General features: G+C 39.5%; 14 protein-coding genes. 2 read left to right on the top strand and 12 right to left on the bottom strand.

Annotated features, from left to right (window positions below; all coding sequences use genetic code 11):
- Positions 1-113 precede the first annotated feature (113 nt).
- From J0871_RS04135 to J0871_RS04120, 4 genes are all read right to left on the bottom strand, one after another.
- On the bottom strand, positions 114-977 hold the full coding sequence (locus tag J0871_RS04135) for a toprim domain-containing protein (protein WP_208223647.1): 864 nt from the start codon (positions 975-977) through the stop codon (positions 114-116).
- Between the two features lie 272 nt (positions 978-1,249).
- Positions 1,250-2,452, bottom strand: coding sequence for a primase-helicase family protein (locus tag J0871_RS04130; protein ID WP_208223645.1), 1,203 nt, complete (start codon positions 2,450-2,452; stop codon positions 1,250-1,252).
- 37 nt (positions 2,453-2,489) lie between these two features.
- Positions 2,490-2,780 (bottom strand): helix-turn-helix domain-containing protein, encoded by a 291-nt coding sequence (locus J0871_RS04125; protein WP_208223643.1) that lies wholly within the window; start codon positions 2,778-2,780, stop codon positions 2,490-2,492.
- Positions 2,781-2,904: 124 nt separating this feature from the next.
- Positions 2,905-3,579 carry a hypothetical protein gene (locus J0871_RS04120; RefSeq protein ID WP_208223641.1) on the bottom strand — a complete coding sequence of 225 codons (675 nt, stop codon included), beginning with the start codon at positions 3,577-3,579 and terminating at the stop codon, positions 2,905-2,907.
- A gap of 315 nt (positions 3,580-3,894) precedes the next feature.
- Here J0871_RS04120 and J0871_RS04115 point away from each other — a divergent pair, with 315 nt between their 5' ends.
- Entirely contained in the window at positions 3,895-5,016 is a 1,122-nt protein-coding gene (locus J0871_RS04115) for a formylglycine-generating enzyme family protein (protein ID WP_208223640.1), read from the top strand.
- A gap of 90 nt (positions 5,017-5,106) precedes the next feature.
- On the top strand, positions 5,107-5,931 hold the full coding sequence (locus J0871_RS04110) for a sugar phosphate isomerase/epimerase (RefSeq protein ID WP_208223638.1): 825 nt from the start codon (positions 5,107-5,109) through the stop codon (positions 5,929-5,931).
- A gap of 1,098 nt (positions 5,932-7,029) precedes the next feature.
- Here J0871_RS04110 and J0871_RS04105 read toward each other — a convergent pair.
- The 8 genes from J0871_RS04105 to J0871_RS04070 form a co-directional block, all read right to left on the bottom strand.
- Positions 7,030-8,373 carry a Gfo/Idh/MocA family oxidoreductase gene (locus tag J0871_RS04105; RefSeq protein WP_208223637.1) on the bottom strand — a complete coding sequence of 448 codons (1,344 nt, stop codon included), beginning with the start codon at positions 8,371-8,373 and terminating at the stop codon, positions 7,030-7,032.
- Between the two features lie 16 nt (positions 8,374-8,389).
- The gene (locus J0871_RS04100) at positions 8,390-9,373 is read right to left on the bottom strand and encodes a formylglycine-generating enzyme family protein (protein WP_208223635.1); all 984 of its coding nucleotides are present in this window, start codon (positions 9,371-9,373) and stop codon (positions 8,390-8,392) included.
- Between the two features lie 56 nt (positions 9,374-9,429).
- Positions 9,430-10,116 (bottom strand): DUF1080 domain-containing protein, encoded by a 687-nt coding sequence (locus tag J0871_RS04095; protein ID WP_208223633.1) that lies wholly within the window; start codon positions 10,114-10,116, stop codon positions 9,430-9,432.
- Between the two features lie 64 nt (positions 10,117-10,180).
- Positions 10,181-11,020: a DUF1080 domain-containing protein gene (locus J0871_RS04090; RefSeq protein WP_208223631.1), complete on the bottom strand. Its 840-nt coding sequence runs from the start codon at positions 11,018-11,020 to the stop codon at positions 10,181-10,183.
- Positions 11,021-11,366: 346 nt separating this feature from the next.
- Positions 11,367-13,418, bottom strand: coding sequence for a sulfatase-like hydrolase/transferase (locus J0871_RS04085; protein WP_208223629.1), 2,052 nt, complete (start codon positions 13,416-13,418; stop codon positions 11,367-11,369).
- Between the two features lie 65 nt (positions 13,419-13,483).
- Positions 13,484-16,018: an alkaline phosphatase D family protein gene (locus tag J0871_RS04080; RefSeq protein WP_208223627.1), complete on the bottom strand. Its 2,535-nt coding sequence runs from the start codon at positions 16,016-16,018 to the stop codon at positions 13,484-13,486.
- A 169-nt stretch (positions 16,019-16,187) separates the two neighbouring features.
- Entirely contained in the window at positions 16,188-17,753 is a 1,566-nt protein-coding gene (locus J0871_RS04075; protein ID WP_208223625.1) for an arylsulfatase, read from the bottom strand.
- Between the two features lie 60 nt (positions 17,754-17,813).
- Complete coding sequence (locus tag J0871_RS04070) at positions 17,814-19,487, bottom strand: RagB/SusD family nutrient uptake outer membrane protein (protein WP_208223623.1); 1,674 nt, start codon at positions 19,485-19,487, stop codon at positions 17,814-17,816.
- Positions 19,488-19,498 lie beyond the last annotated feature (11 nt).

Below are 19,498 nucleotides of genomic sequence, written 5' to 3'. Positions count from 1 at the left end.
AAAGCAAGATTGTCATTACAATGACACATCTTGCTTTTCCCTTTCAACTGAAATTATCTGAAAGGCATTTACTACTTACCCACTTAACTTTCTTTTTAAATTTTGTGTTTTTTTCAGATTCCTTCATTGATTAATTTTTCATTGAGATCTACATATCCGGAGTAGGAATCACTACAGTCGATCACATTATCAAATTGATTTCGAAGTAAACTAGTGGCTTTTTTACCTGCCGTGTCATTGTCCAGGTACAGTAAAACCCGATCATATTTCGGCATCAAAGTTTCCATCCTTTTTATAAAAGTCAGGGAATTTAAAATGATGCAGTCTGAATTTTGTACTAAGTTTTCTTCGAGGGTTACCAGGGACAGGAAGTCAAATATCCCTTCCGTAATTATCAACTGTCTTGAACCGTTTTGAATAAAGCAATAGGTTTTTGGACTGCTGGAGGTTTTAAAGTATTTATTTCGAAGCTCCCAGCCCCCCAAATGGTTTTGTAGTCCGATTGCAAAAAATCGTTTTCCTTGACATCCATACCAAATCTGGCTGCAGTATTTCCTACCAATATCCAGAGGAATATTGCGGGATTTCAGATAATCAATTAATCCCTGGAGGTAAATAAGCTCAATATCCAGAATTCCAATTTCTACCCCTCTCAACCGAACTGCAGTCTTTGGTGGGGTAAAGGAAAAAGCCACCGTATCGTTCTTTAAGTATTCCAGTGCTTCATTTACAGTGCAGGATTTCATTGCCATAGTAAGGTCTATGATAGAACCACCTTTTCCAATTCCGAAGTCATACCATAAGTTTTTAACTAAAGAGACGCTAAAAGAGGCTTGCGTTTCTGACCGCAGGGGACTCAGAAACCAAGCTTCTTTTTCCGTTTTCCTGCTGGGAAAGTGCCCTAATTTTGCAAGCGTTTTTACGATGCAAATATTACGGGCTTTTTCCCAGGTTTTTGATGTTTCTGAGTTTTCCATTTTTTTCAGTTTTCGTTTCAAATTCCATCAAATCAATTCAAATTTCAGCATCGTTTTATTTTTGATGACAAAGTGATGACAAAACGATGCGGGGCAAAACCTTTGCTATCACTGGGCTATACTATTATCTCTCATCATTCATCAAAAAAAGAATAAATAATAAAAGTATATCCTGGAGGGTTTGTTTACTGTTCTAGCTAAGTTCCGGGCTAATCACGCCTAAAGCCTCTGGGTTAGCAGCTTTTCGGCGTCATCATTTACGCATCAATTCATCACTCTACATCTTCCCTAAAATATTGCAGTAAGAATGATTTCTTGACTGTGTAATAGCGCCCCTTGCCATCGATAAGCCCGAGGCCACCTTCCTGCCACATATATAGCTTTTGATACTTCAGGGAATTATTCTGGTTAGTGAGCTTCCAGTCCTTCTTTAATATTTGCCGCAATTGGGTCAGATCGGTTTTAACCCTTGTCCTATTTAAAATCTGCAAGGCATCCAACGGACAAATTTCAACTTCCTCCAGGTCAAAAGTTTCCATAACGTCCAGTATCATATTGGCCAATTCTTTTTCTACGCGGTTTCGGTTGTTCTGCATCAGGTTCTCCAGTGCATTGGTCCTAATCTGCTCAGGGGTGAACCACATTCGGGTTTTATGGTCTGTAGACAATTCTCGATGTTGCAAATAGTGCAGAAAAGCGGGTATCTCTGATTTCAGGTGGTCTAAAAAATGAGTCTCTTCGGTTTTTAAACTGGGAATTTTCAGTACCCAAAAACGGGTTTCCTCACTATCGATCTTGATGAAATTATCTTCGTTATTGCTACACAGGATAAACTTCCCAAAGAATTCCACCTCCCGCTTATCTTTACCTTTAGCCTCCAGTTTATTAAAGTCGGTTGTACTTAGGTATTTAATTCGTTCGGTGAGTTCCTCCCTGTTAAATAAAACCTCGTCAATACAGATAAGGAGTTTGTTCGTCCAATCAGTGTTAAACTGACTGCTAAAACTATCATTGGTTAGATAAGTCAGGTTATTTTCAAAAATAGCTTTGAGCCATTTTAGAAAAGTAGTTTTTCCGGTCACCCGTTCTTTAGAAACCAGGCATAGTATGGGCAACATCTGGATGGGCTTTGTATACAAGAGTTGCAGGTAATCAAGGCCTAATTCGAATTGGTTGCCGAAAATGTGCTTAACGAACTGTAGTGAATAATCTACTTTACCGGTACTGGGCAAAGTAGATAAGGGAGCGTATGTATTATAAAAACCGTGATGTACCTGTTTAAAATCCAGATGACTCGGAATACAGGTAAAGCCTTCATATTTTTTAATACTTCCAACAAAACTTTTACCGTGATCCTGTCGTAAGGTCTCGATATTCCAGGGGATTAAAACTTCATTGAAGTTCCCGGCAATTGTGGGCATCACTACTATTTTGTAGTAACTGGTACCCACACGGATATAGGATGAATTTTTCATTATAATGTTTTTTAAAGGTTGAGTAAATAGCAAGTGGTTACTTGCGGTTCTTCAATAGGTTCTTGTTGAACTGATCCTCCAGGTAGGCATCGGATAGGTCCGGTTCCCCCAGGAGCCAGACGTCGATCTTTTCCTTATCAAAAAACTTCTGACGGATGTTTGGATTATTGCCGGTAGGGATTAGTTTTAAATGCGTAAGCTTATAGATCTTACTTTTGGAAAGGCCTGTATATTGAGCCAGGTCTTCCACGTTCATTACTTTTTTGGTGTGAGACAGAAGTACTTTAATATCCTCCAATAAACCCACTACTTGTTCCTGCTCATTCATAACTATATGGTTAAAATTAGAAATGAGTAAAAGGCCTTTTACATTTTTGTACAGGACAAACTTAAGAAAGCAAATACTTGTAAATCAATAGAGTAATTCAAATAAGAAGAGAGTTATGCTATAATTATTCTTTATTCAGCATCTGACGGATAAATTTTCGCTGGTTTCGAGAATTTATTTTTTCCTGGTCGTTTTTCCAGGCGGAAAAACTGGTTTTTAAAGTGTTTTCTTTAAGCGGTTCATTATTCATTAAAAAGGAATTCATCAATAATTGGAAAAAATCACGTTTCCTTTCTCCAGAGAAATCCTGAACTCCACCAACTAACAATTCATCAAATAAAACAAACAGAATTCTGTGGTTTGCGGAGTCTCCGCTTTTATTCCCAACAGTGAAATTGATCTTCTCCTGAACTTTTCGGCCTTTGAGTAATCTAAAGAATTGCTCTTTAGAATCTCTATCGAGATTGATGTATTCAAACCTTATTCGAAATTTATTAATAGGTTCCACCTTAAAATTATGCCGATCGGTCTCCAGATGCTTATTTGATTCGTAGAATATGGCGGCCCAAACTAAAACCACCACCAAAATTAAAAGAAGGATCAGAAAATAGATGTAACCATCTATTATAGTTTTGAGACCAAAAATTAAACTAAAACTTAAAACGAAAAGGATAAAAAAAGAAAGGATAAAAAGAATTAAATTAGTAGTACTGCCCTCTATTTTATCTTCAATGAAATCATTTATTCCAGATCTTAGTCTAGCCAGTGCTTTTCCAGATTCAAGAATAAATTTATCCATAGTCTTCAATTATTCAGACTATTAAATATAGCTAAAAGAAAGATATTTGAAAATTTGGTAATAGATAATAAAAAAATAATCAAGCATTTATTCGTTTCAATTTTTCAAAATGTCTATTTATCTTTTAAAGATAAAAACTATATTACCCTAAAATAATTAGGAACTTTTTATTTGTTAATTGTTATTAGTATAGAAACTTTATTCATTCGAAAACATCTACAACAAAATCGGAAACTTTTAAAAAACGATAAAATAGTTGATATTTCCCTATTGAAAATAGACAAATCCATATTTTTTGAATAAAATCGAATAGAAATGAAAATTCAACCAATACTTCTGGGAATAATTTGGCTATTTTTTTCCTGCCAGGAAAGAAAATCTGAAAACAAACTGCAAGATATTACAAAGAATAAAATTTCAATAAATCAAGAGACTTTGAATTTATTGAAAGAACCTCCAGCTAACATAACTTCTCCAAAAGGGATGGTATGGATACCCGGAGGAACATTTGAGCAGGGTGCAGAATCATCAGATGATATGGCGATGAAACAAGAAAAACCTATCCATCCCGTGGCTGTTGATGGTTTTTTTATGGATGAAACTGAAGTAACAAATGCTAAATTCAAAAAATTTATAGAAGCGACGGGTTATATAACCGTGGCAGAACGGGAAATTGATTGGGAAGAGATGAAAAAACAACTTCCTCCCGGCACTCCTAAACCCCACGATTCTATTTTACAGCCAGGCTCTTTAGTTTTCAAAAAAACAAAAAGTAGTGTGCCCAACCTTTATGACTATTCACAATGGTGGGAGTGGAAAATAGGAGCTAATTGGAAACATCCTCAGGGACCAAAAAGTAGTATTGAAAATAAAGATGAATACCCTGTTGTTCACATAACTTACGAAGATGCAGTAGCTTATTGTGAATGGGCTGGAAAGCGTTTGCCCACCGAAGCGGAATGGGAGTATGCTGCTAAAGGAGGATTTACAGATGCTCGCTTCTCCTGGGGTGATGATGAAACCGAACTGTCGAAAAAAGCCAATACTTGGGAAGGAGAATTTCCAAACGAAAATACTGTTGCAGATGGTTTTGAAAATAAAGCTCCGGTGAAATCCTACCCTCCAAATAACTATGGCCTTTATGATATGGCCGGAAATGTTTGGGAAATGACTCAGGATTGGTACAATGCGAATTATTATAAGGAACAATCAGAACAGGAATTAGCCAAAAACCCATTGGGTGCTGAAAAACCTTATAATTCAAATAATCCACAAATACAGGAGAAAGTAATAAAGGGGGGTTCATTTTTATGCAACACCTCCTATTGTGCAAGCTATCGCCCCACAGCAAGGATGGGGAATTCTTTGGATTCATCTCAAGAACATCTTGGTTTTAGAACAGTAGTAACGGCAGAAATGATTTCTGAGAAAGGGTAGAAATTCAATTTATTACTACTTCCATATGAATTTAAACCAAAGAAATTTAACTGAATTAAAACGTTTTTATTAATATTTTAAAAAACAGAAATGAAAAAAATAAATTTACTGCTACTGTTACTGGTGCTGCTCATACAACCGGTTATTGCCCAACAAAATTCTAATAAAGAGTTGGATTGGAAATTGGGTGCGCAGGCCTATACATTTAAAAATTTCACTTTTGCTGAAGCACTGAATAAAATCAGCAGCATTGATTTAAAATATGTAGAAGCTTACCCTGGGCAAGAAATAGGTAATAGCATAGAAGGCACCATGCATTACGGAATGAATGCCAACACCAAAAAAAAAGTGAAGAAACTGTTAAATTCAAAAGGTATTCAATTAGTTGCTTATGGTGTGGTTTCGGGGGAAAACGAAGCAGATTGGAAAGAGCTTTTTGAATTTGCGCAGGATATGGGCATTGATATTATCACCTCTGAACCAGAAAAAGAAGACCTGGATATGGTTAATAGATTGGCAAGAGAATACAATATTAAAGTTGCTTTACACAATCATCCTAAACCTAGCACATATTGGCACCCTAATACAGTACTGGAAGCTTTGGAAGGCAGAGAAAATATTAAAGCTTGTGCCGATGTGGGACATTGGATACGTTCTGGATTAAATCCAGTAGAAAGTTTAAAAAAGCTGGAAGGCCAAATTGCTAGCTTACACTTTAAAGATCTAAACGAAAAAAGCAGAGACGCCCATGATGTGCCTTGGGGAACTGGCATAAGTGACGTAGAAGCGATGCTGAAAGAGCTGAAACGCCAGAAGTTTGGGGGACTATTCTCTATTGAATATGAACATAACTGGGATAATTCCTTACCGGAAATCGAGAAAAGTGTAGATTATTTCAAAAAAATGGTAAAATAACTATAGGATTATGAGTGTAAACTTTCAATATAAAAAACTTCTGAAGGTTTTTTTATATCGTTTCCATCACATATAGGATCTCTGGCTTAGATCCTTTACGGATTCAAAAAGATTACTACTTTCTATATGAAGTACTTTTCTAATCATAAGCCTAGAAATTGGTGATTAAAATTTTTCGATTTAAAAAACCTCCCTAACAATCTAACTTATTGATTTTTATATACTTAAACTTTACACTCTGACCTTCTGTCGGTTGGATATCTCGGATCAAAATGTGCCAGTGATTTCGGTCGGTTAGTGCCACTTTTATCAGGTCAAGGTTATAACCATTCACCATACCGCCTACTATCTGTAGTTTTTGTATATTTAAAATTGTGTTCCCAATGACCTTGTGGATAATCAGAAAATGCGCATACACAATCATCATGCCCATCACCCATTCGCCCCATTCATCGGTGTTAGAAGAGTAGCAGGGGAACCCATATTTCTGGTGGACCTGAGATTCCAGTCCCCTGCATCAGCTAACATTTGGTATTCTACAGAAAAGGCCAATCCCGCTCTTTCAAAAATGTGTTCGATCTTGGAATAAAAAATAATCCCGCTATTGCTTTAAGGAACCTAGGCGCATCTTGCATCCATTGATCTGTAAATTTATTTATAAACTTGAGATGATAGGAGGAAAATTGTTCTTTGTAAAATTATGTCAATAGCGTTCATTATATTCATTTTAATCTTCATAACTAATAGGTACCCCACATCCATTACTCGAAAAATATAAACATAATAATCTCCCGCTTAATGATGGTTAATTTTGACGATCCAGTCGTTCAGTTCCTTTCCATTAGAATGTGTCCCCCAATCACCCTGGTTTTCAGTTTTTAGAATTTGAGCCATAGAAAAAAAACAATACTAAAATCAGGGATAAAATATTTCTACTTTTTTATCTCATTAAGATTTTGCACTTTATTGTCTAATTGTAAACTACACCTGATTTTTTTAAATGTGAAGATTTTAAAATTCACCTATTAGAGTTATCAGAAGATAATTGATTTCTGAAAGTAGTGCGCAATTGTTTTAGATTGCGCACTTTCTCATTCTTCAAACAACATCTGTTTCACCTGGCGTTGGGATAGGATATAATCCATCTTCTCCCGGTGCAGTAGGAGGAGTAGACTTCCAAGTCACCTCTTTTGGCATTAAGACTTTATCTGATTTTAAGGCTTCTTCCCAGTTAATTATTTGACCCGAGTAGGTAGCCATTCTTCCCATAATGGCGGTCATGGTACTTTTTGCGCCATTTTCCGCATCACTAATTACTTCGTTGTTTCTTATAGAAGCGAATAGTTTATCGTGTTCTACCTGGTATGGATTGGGATCCCTGCGGTTTCTATATTCAAAAATGTTGTTTCCTTCCAGATCTGTGATGCTGGCTGCTCCTGCATCATTCATATCAATAGTTCCTTTGGTTCCCTGGAAGGCTTCTCCCACTTTGGACCAGGTTCCAGGTTGATGACGGCACTGGCTGGATATCACAGCACCACTTGGATATTTAAATTCTACAAAATGATGGTCAAAAATCTCCCCGTGCTCCGGCCCTGTTCTTACAAGACGACCACCCATACCCTGGGCAGAAACGGGATAATCGCCAATAAACCAGTTAGCAACATCTATATTATGTATGTGCTGTTCTAGGATATGATCTCCGCAAAGCCAATTAAAATAATACCAGTTTCGCATTTGGTACTCCATTTCACTCTGACCCGCCTTTCTGGGATTTACCCAAACCCCAGCACTGTTCCAGTACACCTGACCAGAAAGTATCTTCCCAGCTTCATTCTGTTTAATCTTATCTGCAATTGCCAGATAGTTGTTCTGATAACGGCGCTGTAAACCTACTACTACATTCAGCTTATTTTCTTTGGCAACCTTTGCCATTTCCAGTACTTTTTTTATTCCTGGTACATCGGTAGCCACTGGTTTCTCCATAAATACGTGTTTCCCTGCATTAACGGCGTACTCAAAATGATACGGCCTAAATCCCGGTGGAGTAGCCAAGATGACCACATCGGCCTGATCTATGGCCTTTTTATAAGCATCAAATCCTACATACCGATGTTTATCCTGAACGTTTACCCTTTTACTTCCTTCAAATTCCTTTTGAAGGCTTTGTAAACTTCCGCTCAACCTGTCTTCAAAAGCATCGGCCATAGCCACCAGCTCCACATTCTCATCGGCTTTCAAAGCCTGGTTAGCCGCTCCTGTGCCCCTACCTCCACAACCTACCACCGCAAGCTTTAAGGTTTTATCATTAAAGACATTGGCCATTGCGCTCATTTTCATACCAGGTAACAACATTCCCGCTGAAAAAAGGGCTGTATTTTTACAAAAATCTCTTCGGGAAGACTGTAAGATAGATTTCTGTTTATTTTTAAAATTATTCATGATTCTTGTTTTAAAGTTAAAGGGATCTTGGACCCCAAAATGTTTCATAATCAGTTATTTCAGGCGGATGTGGAACTCTAATAACCCTGAACCCCACATAGGGAGCATCTGTATTCCACCATTTACTTTTAGGGAACTGGGGATCACGCATTTTCCAGTTTTCAATTGACCCCAAGCGTGCTGCGCTTCTAAGAAATTCAGCATCATCATAATAGGATCCTCCCCTGACAGATCGCGGATATTCCTTTACAGGAATTTCCAGCGGATTTTCTGTAATGGACTCTCTGTTGCTGTAGGCCTCGGGCAGGTATTGATCCAAAGTCCATTCCGCCACATTTCCATACATATCATAAAGTCCCCAGGGATTCGGTTTTTTTTGACCTACCTTATGATAGGAATCATCGCTATTTTTATAATACCAGGCGTATGACTCCAACTCCTCCACATTATCTCCAAAATGAAAAGCTGTGGTGGTCCCGGCCCGGGCAACATATTCCCACTCGGCCTCAGTGGGCAGTCGATAAAAATGGCCTGTTTTTGCTGAAAGCCATTCACAGAATTTAGAAGCTGCATAATGGGTAACATTACCAACCGGCATATCCTCCCCGGTACCCATACCCAGGCTCATATCTACATAGGGAATAGTAGCACCAGAAACAGCATCTATCTCTATATCCACATCAGTAGCTTTTGAAGATGAAGCAACATTATCTATCGCCCTGTTCACAAATAAATTGTATAACTCCCAGGTGATTTCATATTTAGACATCCAAAAAGCATCTATTTTCACTTTGTTCGCAGGACCTTCATCTTCAAAGCGATTTTCTTCTTTCTTGGGACTGCCCATTATGAATGTTCCGGCAGGAATGGCTACCATCTCGATAACCAAATCAGATCCTGATATTTCCTGGGTGTAATTTTCCAGGTCTTGCTGTTGGGAAAATCCTACTGTTGTAAAAAACAGAAGTAGTACAATCAACAGCTTATCTCTAAATTTCATTTTTGTATGTTACGATTTTTTTAAAATAAGCAATAGGTTGGTATTCTTGATTTATATTATAAGTGAGTCAATTCTACTTTTTTGAATTCTACTTCTGCTCCTTCTGCCTGCAAGGCGATATGACCGCTTTTTGCTGTTGAATTAAAACCTTCATTGACCAGGTCACCATTAACCCACACTTTAATAGTATCTCCACGGCATTCAACGACCATATTATTCCACTCCCCCAAAGGGTTCTCAGAATCATCGGTTAAATTCTTTATCCGCCGCTCCTTACCTTCGGTGATGCCCCAGTTTTCTTTGGGACCCCGACGCTCTTCCATATTGGGCACTTCAAGGTTTTCTACAATACACCAGAAATCACCCGCATTCTCATGCATCATCTGTACTTCAATTGATTGTGGGAACATATCATATAAAGCACGTGGGGTAGATGCGTGAACCAGTACACCACAGTTTCCAGGTTCACCTGGAAACCGGTATTCTATATCCAGTTTATAATTTTCATATTCAGCATCTGTGATTAAATGCCCCCGTGGATCACCAAGGCTTACCAACATTCCATCCCGAACAATAAAGGGATTTTGAGCCTGCGGCCCCTCATCCATTTCAGGAACATCCACATGCCAGCCCGAAAGGTCTTTCCCATTAAATAAACTATAGGTGCCCGAGCTTTTCTGCTTCTGGCTTTTGCAGGAGAACACTAAAAAAGAAAGAATAAAAACTGTTATAAAATTTTTCATTGATTAAAAATTTCTAATTATATACAACTCTTTTAATGACTATGATTTTTTTGCATAATCTATATTAGCTTCTTGATTTTATTTTTTTTTCAGCCATAAGTTTTTCCACAACTGTATGTAATTTCTCAGGGTCATTTTTATACTTCTCAAGATCCACAATCTCTACCTTTCTAAAATCGGTTGGATGACTCTCACTTTGAAGTGAAATAGTACCTCGATCCAGTAATTTTCCATCATCTGTTTGTGGCTTTTCATAACGCATTACTTCTTCTCCATTTACATAATGCACAATGAGGGAATCCCTTAACACCAGAACTTCCGCCCTAACCCATTGGTCACCGGGGAAGGTTTTGGAAGTTGAGTTTGTACAATGTATTTTTATTAATTCCCCATTCATGACAAATTGCGTTCCCGGTGTGCACAGGTTTACTGTAGGACGTTCATTTTTACCATTACCTCCCAAAAGCTGCACTTCAATAGAATTTGGAAAATCCTGATCCCTCTCCATTGTTTCGGGATCCTGTCCGTGAATCATAATTCCGTTATTACGATAGGCCCAAGCCCCGGGGTTATTCTTTACCTGATCCCCAACAAAACGATACTCCACTCCAATTAAATAGGAAGAAAATGGCTTTTCGTAAAATATGTGACCGAATTTACTATCAAACCCATTTCCGTATTCATCATATCTAATCTGAAGAATGCCGTCCTGAACTTTAAACGTATTAGCGAAATTATCACCAAGCTCATGTCCCCGCAATTTAACCCTCCAATTATCAATGTCTTCTCCATTGAATAATTGTTGCCATTTCGGTAAATTTTTGGATGCGCATCCAAAACAAATAAAAGCTGTAGCAAAAATTAAAATTGCTGAAAACTTATGGAATTGAATTTCGTTCTTCATTTTATTTTTTAGTTTTCAATTTGAATTAAAGATTTTACGTTTTTCTATATCTATCCGATTTTTACTTAAAAATAACCTTCTCTAATAGCAGCAGCCATAAAAGATTATATTGTTTACAGAATAATTTTATTCTCTCTCGATATAAGCTTTTAGGAATAAAGGATTTTTATCTTAACCACATCATCTGATGATTAAAGACTTGGCTCTATACCTTCCTAATTTGTCCTGGCAAATTCATAAGCAGTGTTTTTATTCGTTAATTGTAATTTTTAAAAATATACTGTTATAAAAGAAATTTACAAATTATCAATTTAATAGTATTATGATAGTTATTCATTAAACACATTTAATGAAACAACTGTTCAGAATTCAGTAATTTCTGAGAAAATCCCGGACCGCTCCAATGTAATTCTAAAGAAGAAGCACCTTTCTTCCCACGAGCATAAATAACCTGAATAGGATGAAAACCCTTCTCCAAATAGATCTTGGATGATATATCGGATCCCGAACGATATCCTTTACCAGCATCAATCACAGTAGCTTCGTGAATCCTCAACAAGGCCCCACGGTCGGTTTGCAATGTAAAGCTGTATTCACCAGTTTGCGGTACTTCAATTAAACCACTATATTCAATAACTAAATCGACCGGACTAGTCACTTCAAGATGGATACCCTTACTTGTGCCCATTTTTACAGGACTTTCTTTTATTGTATTTATATCAGGTGTCCAGGGAGTGGCAACCTCAAAAACACGATAACGAAGACCCGGATTAGCCCCATAAGACGATGCCAATGCCGGCATAGGAACATCATCATAAGGACGCATCGCCGTGGAATTGGGACGCCGAATCCGTAATACACGATCCTGCATTCTTTGTTGAAGTTTTTCAAAGTATTCACTATTTTCTGCCAAGTCATTTGTTTCCCCCGAGTCTATCCGAGTATCATAAATACGGAACTTATCCTTTGCAGATTTTATGTCATAACGAATACCCTTATATCCATCAAGATAGATAACCTGCATCTCTCCCCGAAATTCGCTTTGATGGCTGGAATAAAAATCCGAATAAGCAGGCGTATACCCATCCTGTTGGTATTCAATATATACAACGCCAGCTTCACGATTACCACTCCTCGTTAGGATTGGCAATAGTGAATGACCATCAGTACGGGCAGGCGCAGGAATTCCTGCTAACTCCGCAAAAGTTGGCATCCAATCATAAAAAGCTGATGGGGTATCATTTCTTTTGCCAGCAGGAATATGATTGGACCATTTAACTATGGTTGGCATACGTATCCCACCTTCCCAGGTATCCCGTTTTATTCCGTCAAGGACACCATAGCTATCAAAAAAAGTAGGATCATAATCCCCATATCCATAAGACTCTTTATGAGGTCCATTATCTGAAGTAAAGACTATTAAAGTCTCATCAGTAATATTCAAGTCCTCGAGGAGCTTCATTATATCCCCAACGGCATTATCTATCCGGCGCACCATACTCGCATGTCGCTTTTGTTGAACAGGCCAATCCTTTGCGGCATAATCAGGATGGAAATAATCATCAATGCTTTCTTCCGCAGTATTAATAAAATGTCCCGGTTCCCCAATCCACTGAACTCCCCCCTCAAGTCCTCCTCCTTCAGGATATGGGGAAGGTGCTACTTGTAGACCTGCATGTGGCGTATCATAAGCCAAATACAGGAAAAAGGGTTGCTCTGGCTTATTTTGTTCCTGATTCATAATCCATTTTTTTGCCGCAGCTGTAAATAAATCGGTGGTATAGGATCCCTCAAGCTGATCAGAAATCTCAATATTGCCATGGTACAATTCCATTGGAGGCCGCTCACGTACCTTGTGGGCAGGATAGTGATTATGCCCATCTCTATGCCGCACATATCCAAAAAAATGATCAAAACCCCGTTTTGTAGGATAAGCCTCCCAGGATTCAGGACTGTCTCCCTCTAGCCCCTGCAACCCCCATTTCCCCACCAAAGCGGTAGCATAGCCAGTTTGTTTCATCACAGAAGACAATGTGGGATTATCCGATAGAGCCTTATCGAATTGGTTATTTCTAACATTGGCATGGCCTTGGTGTACGCCTAACAGCAACGAAGCACGTGATGGAGCACATACCGGCGCAGGCGCATAATGCCTTGTAAGAAGCATCCCTTCACCAGCTAAACGATCTATATTTGGTGTACGAAAATATGGAAATCCTTCTTTAGCACGCTGGTTCTGAAACGTAACCCCTAGGTCCCCATAACCAAGATCATCGGTGAGGATAAAAATGATATTAGGCTTTTTCTTTCCTTCAGGCTGTAACTTATTTTGACAAAATGATTTCGTAGCATTAAAAAGAATAATTATCAGAATTATGTGTGCTATTTTAAATATCATTGATTGTTTATTATGTGAAATAGTACAGAAAATAATCATTCAATGTGCAAATATTCGAACCTGCTTTAAACTTGAATGCTAATGGTCTCCTTTGATCCCTCATTTATTGGCTTAATCTTTTCGAGGACTTTTACCGCTCTTCCTTCTCCCACTTCTATGGTGAAAGGGCCTCGGCTATAAACTTTTGGACTGTAAACAAAGCCTTTTATCCTAAGGATACTAACTAGTTCGTCTGTCTCCTCATCAATTATCCTTACTACCTGGTCAGATCTATTTATCTCCAACTTTGCCAGGTATGCAGCAGGCTTTCTCCCATCATTCTCGGTTTGGGAAATCGTAAGTGGCCAGCCAGGGAAGTGATCATCCGGCTTTGGATTATCTTTATCGGCTAAAAACCTATATGCATCCATTTTAATAGTCCTATCCTTTGGGTCGAATGTAATGATTCCAAATCCCGAAGATTTATTCTGGGCTTGTCGATATCTGTTTTTATCCTGATAATTATCCAGGGGATTCCCTACCGCATAAACGAAATTAACATTCCCAAAACCATCTGGGTAAATCCCGGTATTGGGCAAGCCATGTTCGGGTCGGTTAGTATAAGGAATATTTATTAAGTCGGGCTGACCCCAACGGATATAGCCAGTAGAAATAGCCGGGGTACAATAGGTCCAACCACCATCTTTAGGTTCATCAATGCCATATTGCACGATATATGGTAAGTGTTGGTCACCGTTGATATGAAAGGTGCACGCCTTTCGCACCAGCCGGAGCACCCCGTCCCGCTGTTTTTTCGGCCAACCACCGGAATCCATATCCCCATGCAAAAACATTTTCTCCGCACCATGGTGGGTGCTCACATTACAGAACAGGGTCTGTGACAATAATACTTTCATGCTGGCCCCCTGCCAGTCTCCCACCCAATGCTCCAGAAACTGCATTTGGTTTACACCCAAGAGGGTTAAATTCCGGTCTTCCAGTTCACCCTCTGATACAGGTTCAGTAATATGGTCCAACCGACCCTCACCCGACCGAACTAAATCCGGCCCGGATTTAAACATGCGGTCACTGATTATGGCAAAACTCACCTGCCCATAAACCAGATCGGTATACCAGGTTTCCATACCTGTGTATAAAGGTTGGGGATGAAAAGGGGCGGGCAAATGACCGCACTGGGTTTTTGCTACAACATTTAGCATCTGCGGGGTCTGGACATAACCTCCATGATCATCCTGACTTTTTTCCCAATTTTCCAGGGGCAGGGTTTTACCGCCTTCGCCCCAGATATTCCCGTGGAATACATCATGATCGTCTGGCGTGCAAATGGTAGGACGGTCACGCATCATATTTCCGAATGCCCAACCAAACATATACCATTTTCCCAGGTAACTCAAAACAGAGGTCCGTTCAGGGGCACGTTTGATAGGATACCCGCCATTGCCCTCGTACAACTGGTCTCCCGAAAAATACAACATGTCCGGGTCATGTTTTTTTAAGTTAACAAGCAAAGGACTGTAGGGATAACCGCCCCACTCCTGGCAGGTGAGTCCACCAAATCGCAACGGCCTCCCATCAGGCTCCTGCCTTACCGTTCCACCGTAGGTATAGGTTTGACCATTATTCCTATAGACCAACTGGTAAGGAACTGCCTTCCCTGCATCCCAATTATTTATCCTAAAATGAGCCGTATAGGCATCCTTAGAGATATTCTCCGTGGCCGCCTCCTCCCATACATTACCATTCTTGAACTGCAGCCCTACCTCTTGGCTATCACCTGCACCTAATGGCGGCATTTGAGCCATTAGATTAAGCGTCCCTTTTGACAAGGTATGCATGGCCCACAAAATTGGGCCAAAACTGTTTTCCGGTCTAGAGGCCAATTTCGAGCCGGTCAGGCTAAAATTCTTGAACCAAAAATTGGCACCTCCTTTTTCATGAAAATTGTTTACCAATGCTACCAGGCCTTCTAAGTTTGCCTTTAATTCATAGGCAAGACTGGTAGATTTGCCGTCCTTGCCCCTACAGGTCAAAGTCAATTGAGTGGTAGTGCCATTCCCAGCACCTTCAATCGACAAAGAAAAAGTTGAAAAGTCAAAACCTTTGGGAAGTGACTTGGTTTTTTCTCCAATAAACAAACCTTCTTGCAATGAAACACCGGCTCGTAATCCTTTCCCATAATAACAGGCAGCCTTGATGTCAGGGTCAATTTCATCTTTGATGCCAAGGCTGAAGCCAGCCGATCCGGTTTGGTTCCTATTGGGGGAGGTGGCCAAGAGACCCAAATCCGTAGTGGCTTTAAATTCTCCATTGCCCCCATGGAGGATGGTCGTCAATAAATTGACCCTAGAGTTGGGGACATTACCAGTACACTCAATTCGCCCTGCCTTTAATTGCCAATCCTCCATTGGGATAGACCAATATTTTTCTCCGATCCAAATTCGGTCCGGTGTGTTTGCAAAATCATTTACCAAACCTTGCTCCAGTTGACTAACAGGCTTAATGGCGGCTAACGCAGCAGGACCACCAGCCAAAGCCAAAGAGGCCGATGCAACTGAAATACCAAATTCCCTTAGGAATTTTCTTCTATCATTTTTTTTCATTACTGTTCTAAAATAATTAATTTCCTAATAATAATCCAGTGGAAAATCCAACATGAATGGCTAAATCTAATACACAAATTCTATTTACTAAACCTCCAAAATTTTAAAGGATTAATGGCATTTTTTTTACTAGACACGGATAAAAGTGTATGTCTCGTTTTTTTCTTATTTACTTCAACTCAAGTTGTTCAATTTGACCATAATCCACACCTCGAATTTTTTCAAAGGTTAAGATCATTTCTTCCAGTTTCTCTGGGTTCTGCTCAGCAAGGTTTGTTTTCTGCCCTTGATCATATTTTATATTGTAAAGTTGATATCTGTCTGAATTGCCCAGTTCAATATCCACCTGCTTATTCACTGCAGGCCCTTCATAAGGAGGGATCATTATCCAGTCATCCTTTATTAAAGCTGTTCTGGAAGTAGCTTCAATAATAAGAACTTCCCTACCCTCTTCTTTTTCTCCCTTGAAGACATCCAACATTTTTTTGCTATCTGTGCCTTGAACGCTTTGACCAACAAGTTCACCTAAGGAACTTAATAAATCCACCTGGCTTACAAGAGCATCAGAAACCCCAGGAACAATCCTGCCTTTCCAATATGCTATAAATGGAACCCGCGTACCCGCCTCAAAAAGGCTGTATTTCCCGCCCCGGAATGGCCCAGAAGGGGTATGATCCCCAATTTTTTCTACGGCGTCATCACGATAACCATCATTTAGTACAGGCCCATTATCACTGGAGAAAATGATAAGTGTGTTCTCTAATACCCCTTCCTCTTCCAAAGTCTTCATAAATTCACCGATAGCCCAATCGGCCTCGACTACTGCATCACCCCTGGGACCCATACCAGAGGAACCCACAAAACGAGGGTGCGGAGTACGTGGCACGTGGGGCTGCTGCAAAGCATAGTAAAGGAAGAATGGTTCTTCTTTATGTTCTTTCACATATGTCTGGGCCTTCTCCAGAAAGTCATCCGCCATATCAACATCGCTCCATTTAGCACTTTCGCCGCCCGTCATATATCCAATTCGAGGAATCCCATTAATTATACTGTTATTATGGCCATGATGCCAATCCATTGTAAGCAATTCCGGATTCTCTTTCCCGGTCGGCTCTCCAGTAAAATTATCTCGATAATCAACCTGAATAGGGTCTTCGGGATCTAACCCTACAACAAATCTGTTTTCAATATAAACCGTAGGCACTCGGTCTTGAGTTGCAGCCATTATATACGAATAATCGAAGCCGACTTCATTAGGGCCAGGCGACACCTCCTCATTCCAGTTTGTATTGCCGTTGCCCAATCCCAGATGCCATTTGCCAACAATTCCCGTATGGTAACCTTTGCTCTTAAGAACCTTTGGTATAGTCACCTGATTGGTGTCAATTAGCAATGGTGCGGTACCTGACAGTATCCTTGCGTTTTTATTCCGCCAGGGATAAACTCCGGTTAATAACCCATAACGGCTAGGCGTGCAGGTAGCTGATGCAGCATAACCCCGTGTGAAGCGCAATCCTTCCCGAGCTAAATTGTCCATATGGGGTGTCTTCAGCTCGGTGGCCCCATATGCCCCAACATCCCCATAGCCTAAATCATCCATGTAAATGATAACAATATTTGGTTTTTCCACCTGTTTATCTCCTTTTTCATCTTTATTTCCGGCAAGAAAATTACAGGAACAAAGAGATAGAAAGAAAAGAAAGAAAAACGAATAATCTATTCTGAAAAAGTTCATGTTTTTTAAAATTAATTTTGGGTGTTTAAATTTTGAAGTGGAACTTTGGTCAAAATTATATCAGTACCCAGGATTTTGTTCTAGGTTGGGATTAATACTCACCTCATTTTGAGGAATAGGCCATAAATAGTCGACCTGTGCCCTAAAATTCCTGGTCATTACATACCACCGATCAAAAGGATGCGGTTCTCCATCTTGTGTCTGCATCCTTTCGGCATCTGGAAACGGAGCTCCATAAAAAGCTCCACTTAATTTAGTTTCGGCGGTTCCCCAGCGAAGCAAGTCCCAGTAACGTAAGCCTTCAAAAGCTAGCTCAACCCGACGTTCATTCCTTAAAATTGTTCTTAATTCATTAGGATCAGTGGTTGTAATAGGTGGCATATTCACAGAAGCCCTCCCTCTTACTTGGTTAATAGTTGCATCAAGCAAACCTTGATCAATTGGATCTCCAGTCTCCAATTTAGCTTCCAAATAACTCAACAGCACTTCTGCATAACGAATTATGGGCATATTGGCTCCTGAATTTCGCAGTCCCCCGGTAAAATTAAAATCCATCATCTTTTCAATTCCGTACCCTGTTTGGGTTGCTTGCTTACCAGCACCCAATTGATCAGGTGAAGAGGTAGAATCTGGATGGGTTATATATCTGGTAGTTGGTGTAAGTCCTTCCCCGTTGAACAAAATGGTATAGTCCAAACGCGGATCCCTATTGGCGGCTTCATTTTTTGGATCGTACCTGGGATCTGTATGTGAAAAAGGAGTACCGTCTATAAACTCATATGACATGACTAAATCACCCAACGGATTGAAAATATGCCACCCACCTAGTACGGCAGGCCACATATGTTGAAACATTGAATTTGAGGCCTCATTTTCCACATATTGAGCACTAAAAATTATTTCATCACTATTTTCATTTGCTACTGTAAAAATAGAACTATAATCAGGATCAATAATATTCTCGCCCAAATCAATTATCTCTTTGTAAACAATAGCAGCTTCAGGAAATAGGTCTTCAGCAAGAAGAGCTCTTCCCAAATAACCAAGAACCGCTTGGCGCGTCAATCTACCCATTTGACCACTAGGAAGTTCCCCATGCGTTGGAAGGACGGAAGCAGCGGATCGTAATTCATCTATAACAAATTGCATCACTTCATCTTTGGACGTACGAGTAATAGTATTAGCTTCTTCTGGAGTGATTGTCCCTGTCACAAAAGGTACAGCACCCCAATATTGAGCTAAATTGAAATATTGTACGGCCCGTATAACCTTAACTTCACCAGAAAATCGTGCCTTTTTACTTTCCTCCATAGAAACGCTTTCTATATTTTCCAAAAAATCATTGCTTCTTGCAATCTTTCTGTAGCTGGCTTGCCAGGCAGAACTAACAAAACCATTAGTCGCTGTATTTGTACCGTTAGATAATCTGTGAGTAGGTGCGTTAACGCCCCTCCTATCAAAAGCGTTGTCAGATGCAAATTCAAGGAACATTACACCTGTATAGGACCACCAATCGGTTAAATTGACAGACGGGCTGTTAATGTTCATCGTTCCACGATAAACACCAGTCAAGGCTAATAATGCATCGTTTTCATCTTGCCAGAACGTTTCGGAAGCGAACTGATCTAGTGGATCTTTTTCCAATTCTGCTTCGCAAGAAGTAAGGATAACTGCCAGTAACAGAATAATTATATAATTATTTTTCAACATGATTATTATATTATTTTTCAACATGATTTTGATCT

Source organism: Salegentibacter sp. BDJ18, from assembly GCF_017579965.1.
GTDB lineage: Bacteria > Bacteroidota > Bacteroidia > Flavobacteriales > Flavobacteriaceae > Salegentibacter.
Note: the sequence above shows the minus strand (reverse complement) of the source record. Positions and strands in the feature narration are given on the sequence as shown.

Bases quoted from the DNA above. Each gene is read 5' to 3' on its own strand.
- J0871_RS04120 (WP_208223641.1), bottom strand. From the start codon at position 3,579: ATGGATAAATTTATTCTTGAATCTGGAAAAGCACTGGCTAGACTAAGA.
- J0871_RS04070 (WP_208223623.1), bottom strand. From the start codon at position 19,487: ATGTTGAAAAATAATATAATAATCATGTTGAAAAATAATTATATAATT.
- J0871_RS04100 (WP_208223635.1), bottom strand. From the start codon at position 9,373: ATGAAATTTAGAGATAAGCTGTTGATTGTACTACTTCTGTTTTTTACA.
- J0871_RS04130 (WP_208223645.1), bottom strand. From the start codon at position 2,452: ATGAAAAATTCATCCTATATCCGTGTGGGTACCAGTTACTACAAAATA.
- J0871_RS04075 (WP_208223625.1), bottom strand. From the start codon at position 17,753: ATGAACTTTTTCAGAATAGATTATTCGTTTTTCTTTCTTTTCTTTCTA.
- J0871_RS04105 (WP_208223637.1), bottom strand. From the start codon at position 8,373: ATGAATAATTTTAAAAATAAACAGAAATCTATCTTACAGTCTTCCCGA.
- J0871_RS04090 (WP_208223631.1), bottom strand. From the start codon at position 11,020: ATGAAGAACGAAATTCAATTCCATAAGTTTTCAGCAATTTTAATTTTT.
- J0871_RS04135 (WP_208223647.1), bottom strand. From the start codon at position 977: ATGGAAAACTCAGAAACATCAAAAACCTGGGAAAAAGCCCGTAATATT.
- J0871_RS04110 (WP_208223638.1), top strand. From the start codon at position 5,107: ATGAAAAAAATAAATTTACTGCTACTGTTACTGGTGCTGCTCATACAA.
- J0871_RS04085 (WP_208223629.1), bottom strand. From the start codon at position 13,418: ATGATATTTAAAATAGCACACATAATTCTGATAATTATTCTTTTTAAT.
- J0871_RS04080 (WP_208223627.1), bottom strand. From the start codon at position 16,018: ATGAAAAAAAATGATAGAAGAAAATTCCTAAGGGAATTTGGTATTTCA.
- J0871_RS04115 (WP_208223640.1), top strand. From the start codon at position 3,895: ATGAAAATTCAACCAATACTTCTGGGAATAATTTGGCTATTTTTTTCC.
- J0871_RS04125 (WP_208223643.1), bottom strand. From the start codon at position 2,780: ATGAATGAGCAGGAACAAGTAGTGGGTTTATTGGAGGATATTAAAGTA.
- J0871_RS04095 (WP_208223633.1), bottom strand. From the start codon at position 10,116: ATGAAAAATTTTATAACAGTTTTTATTCTTTCTTTTTTAGTGTTCTCC.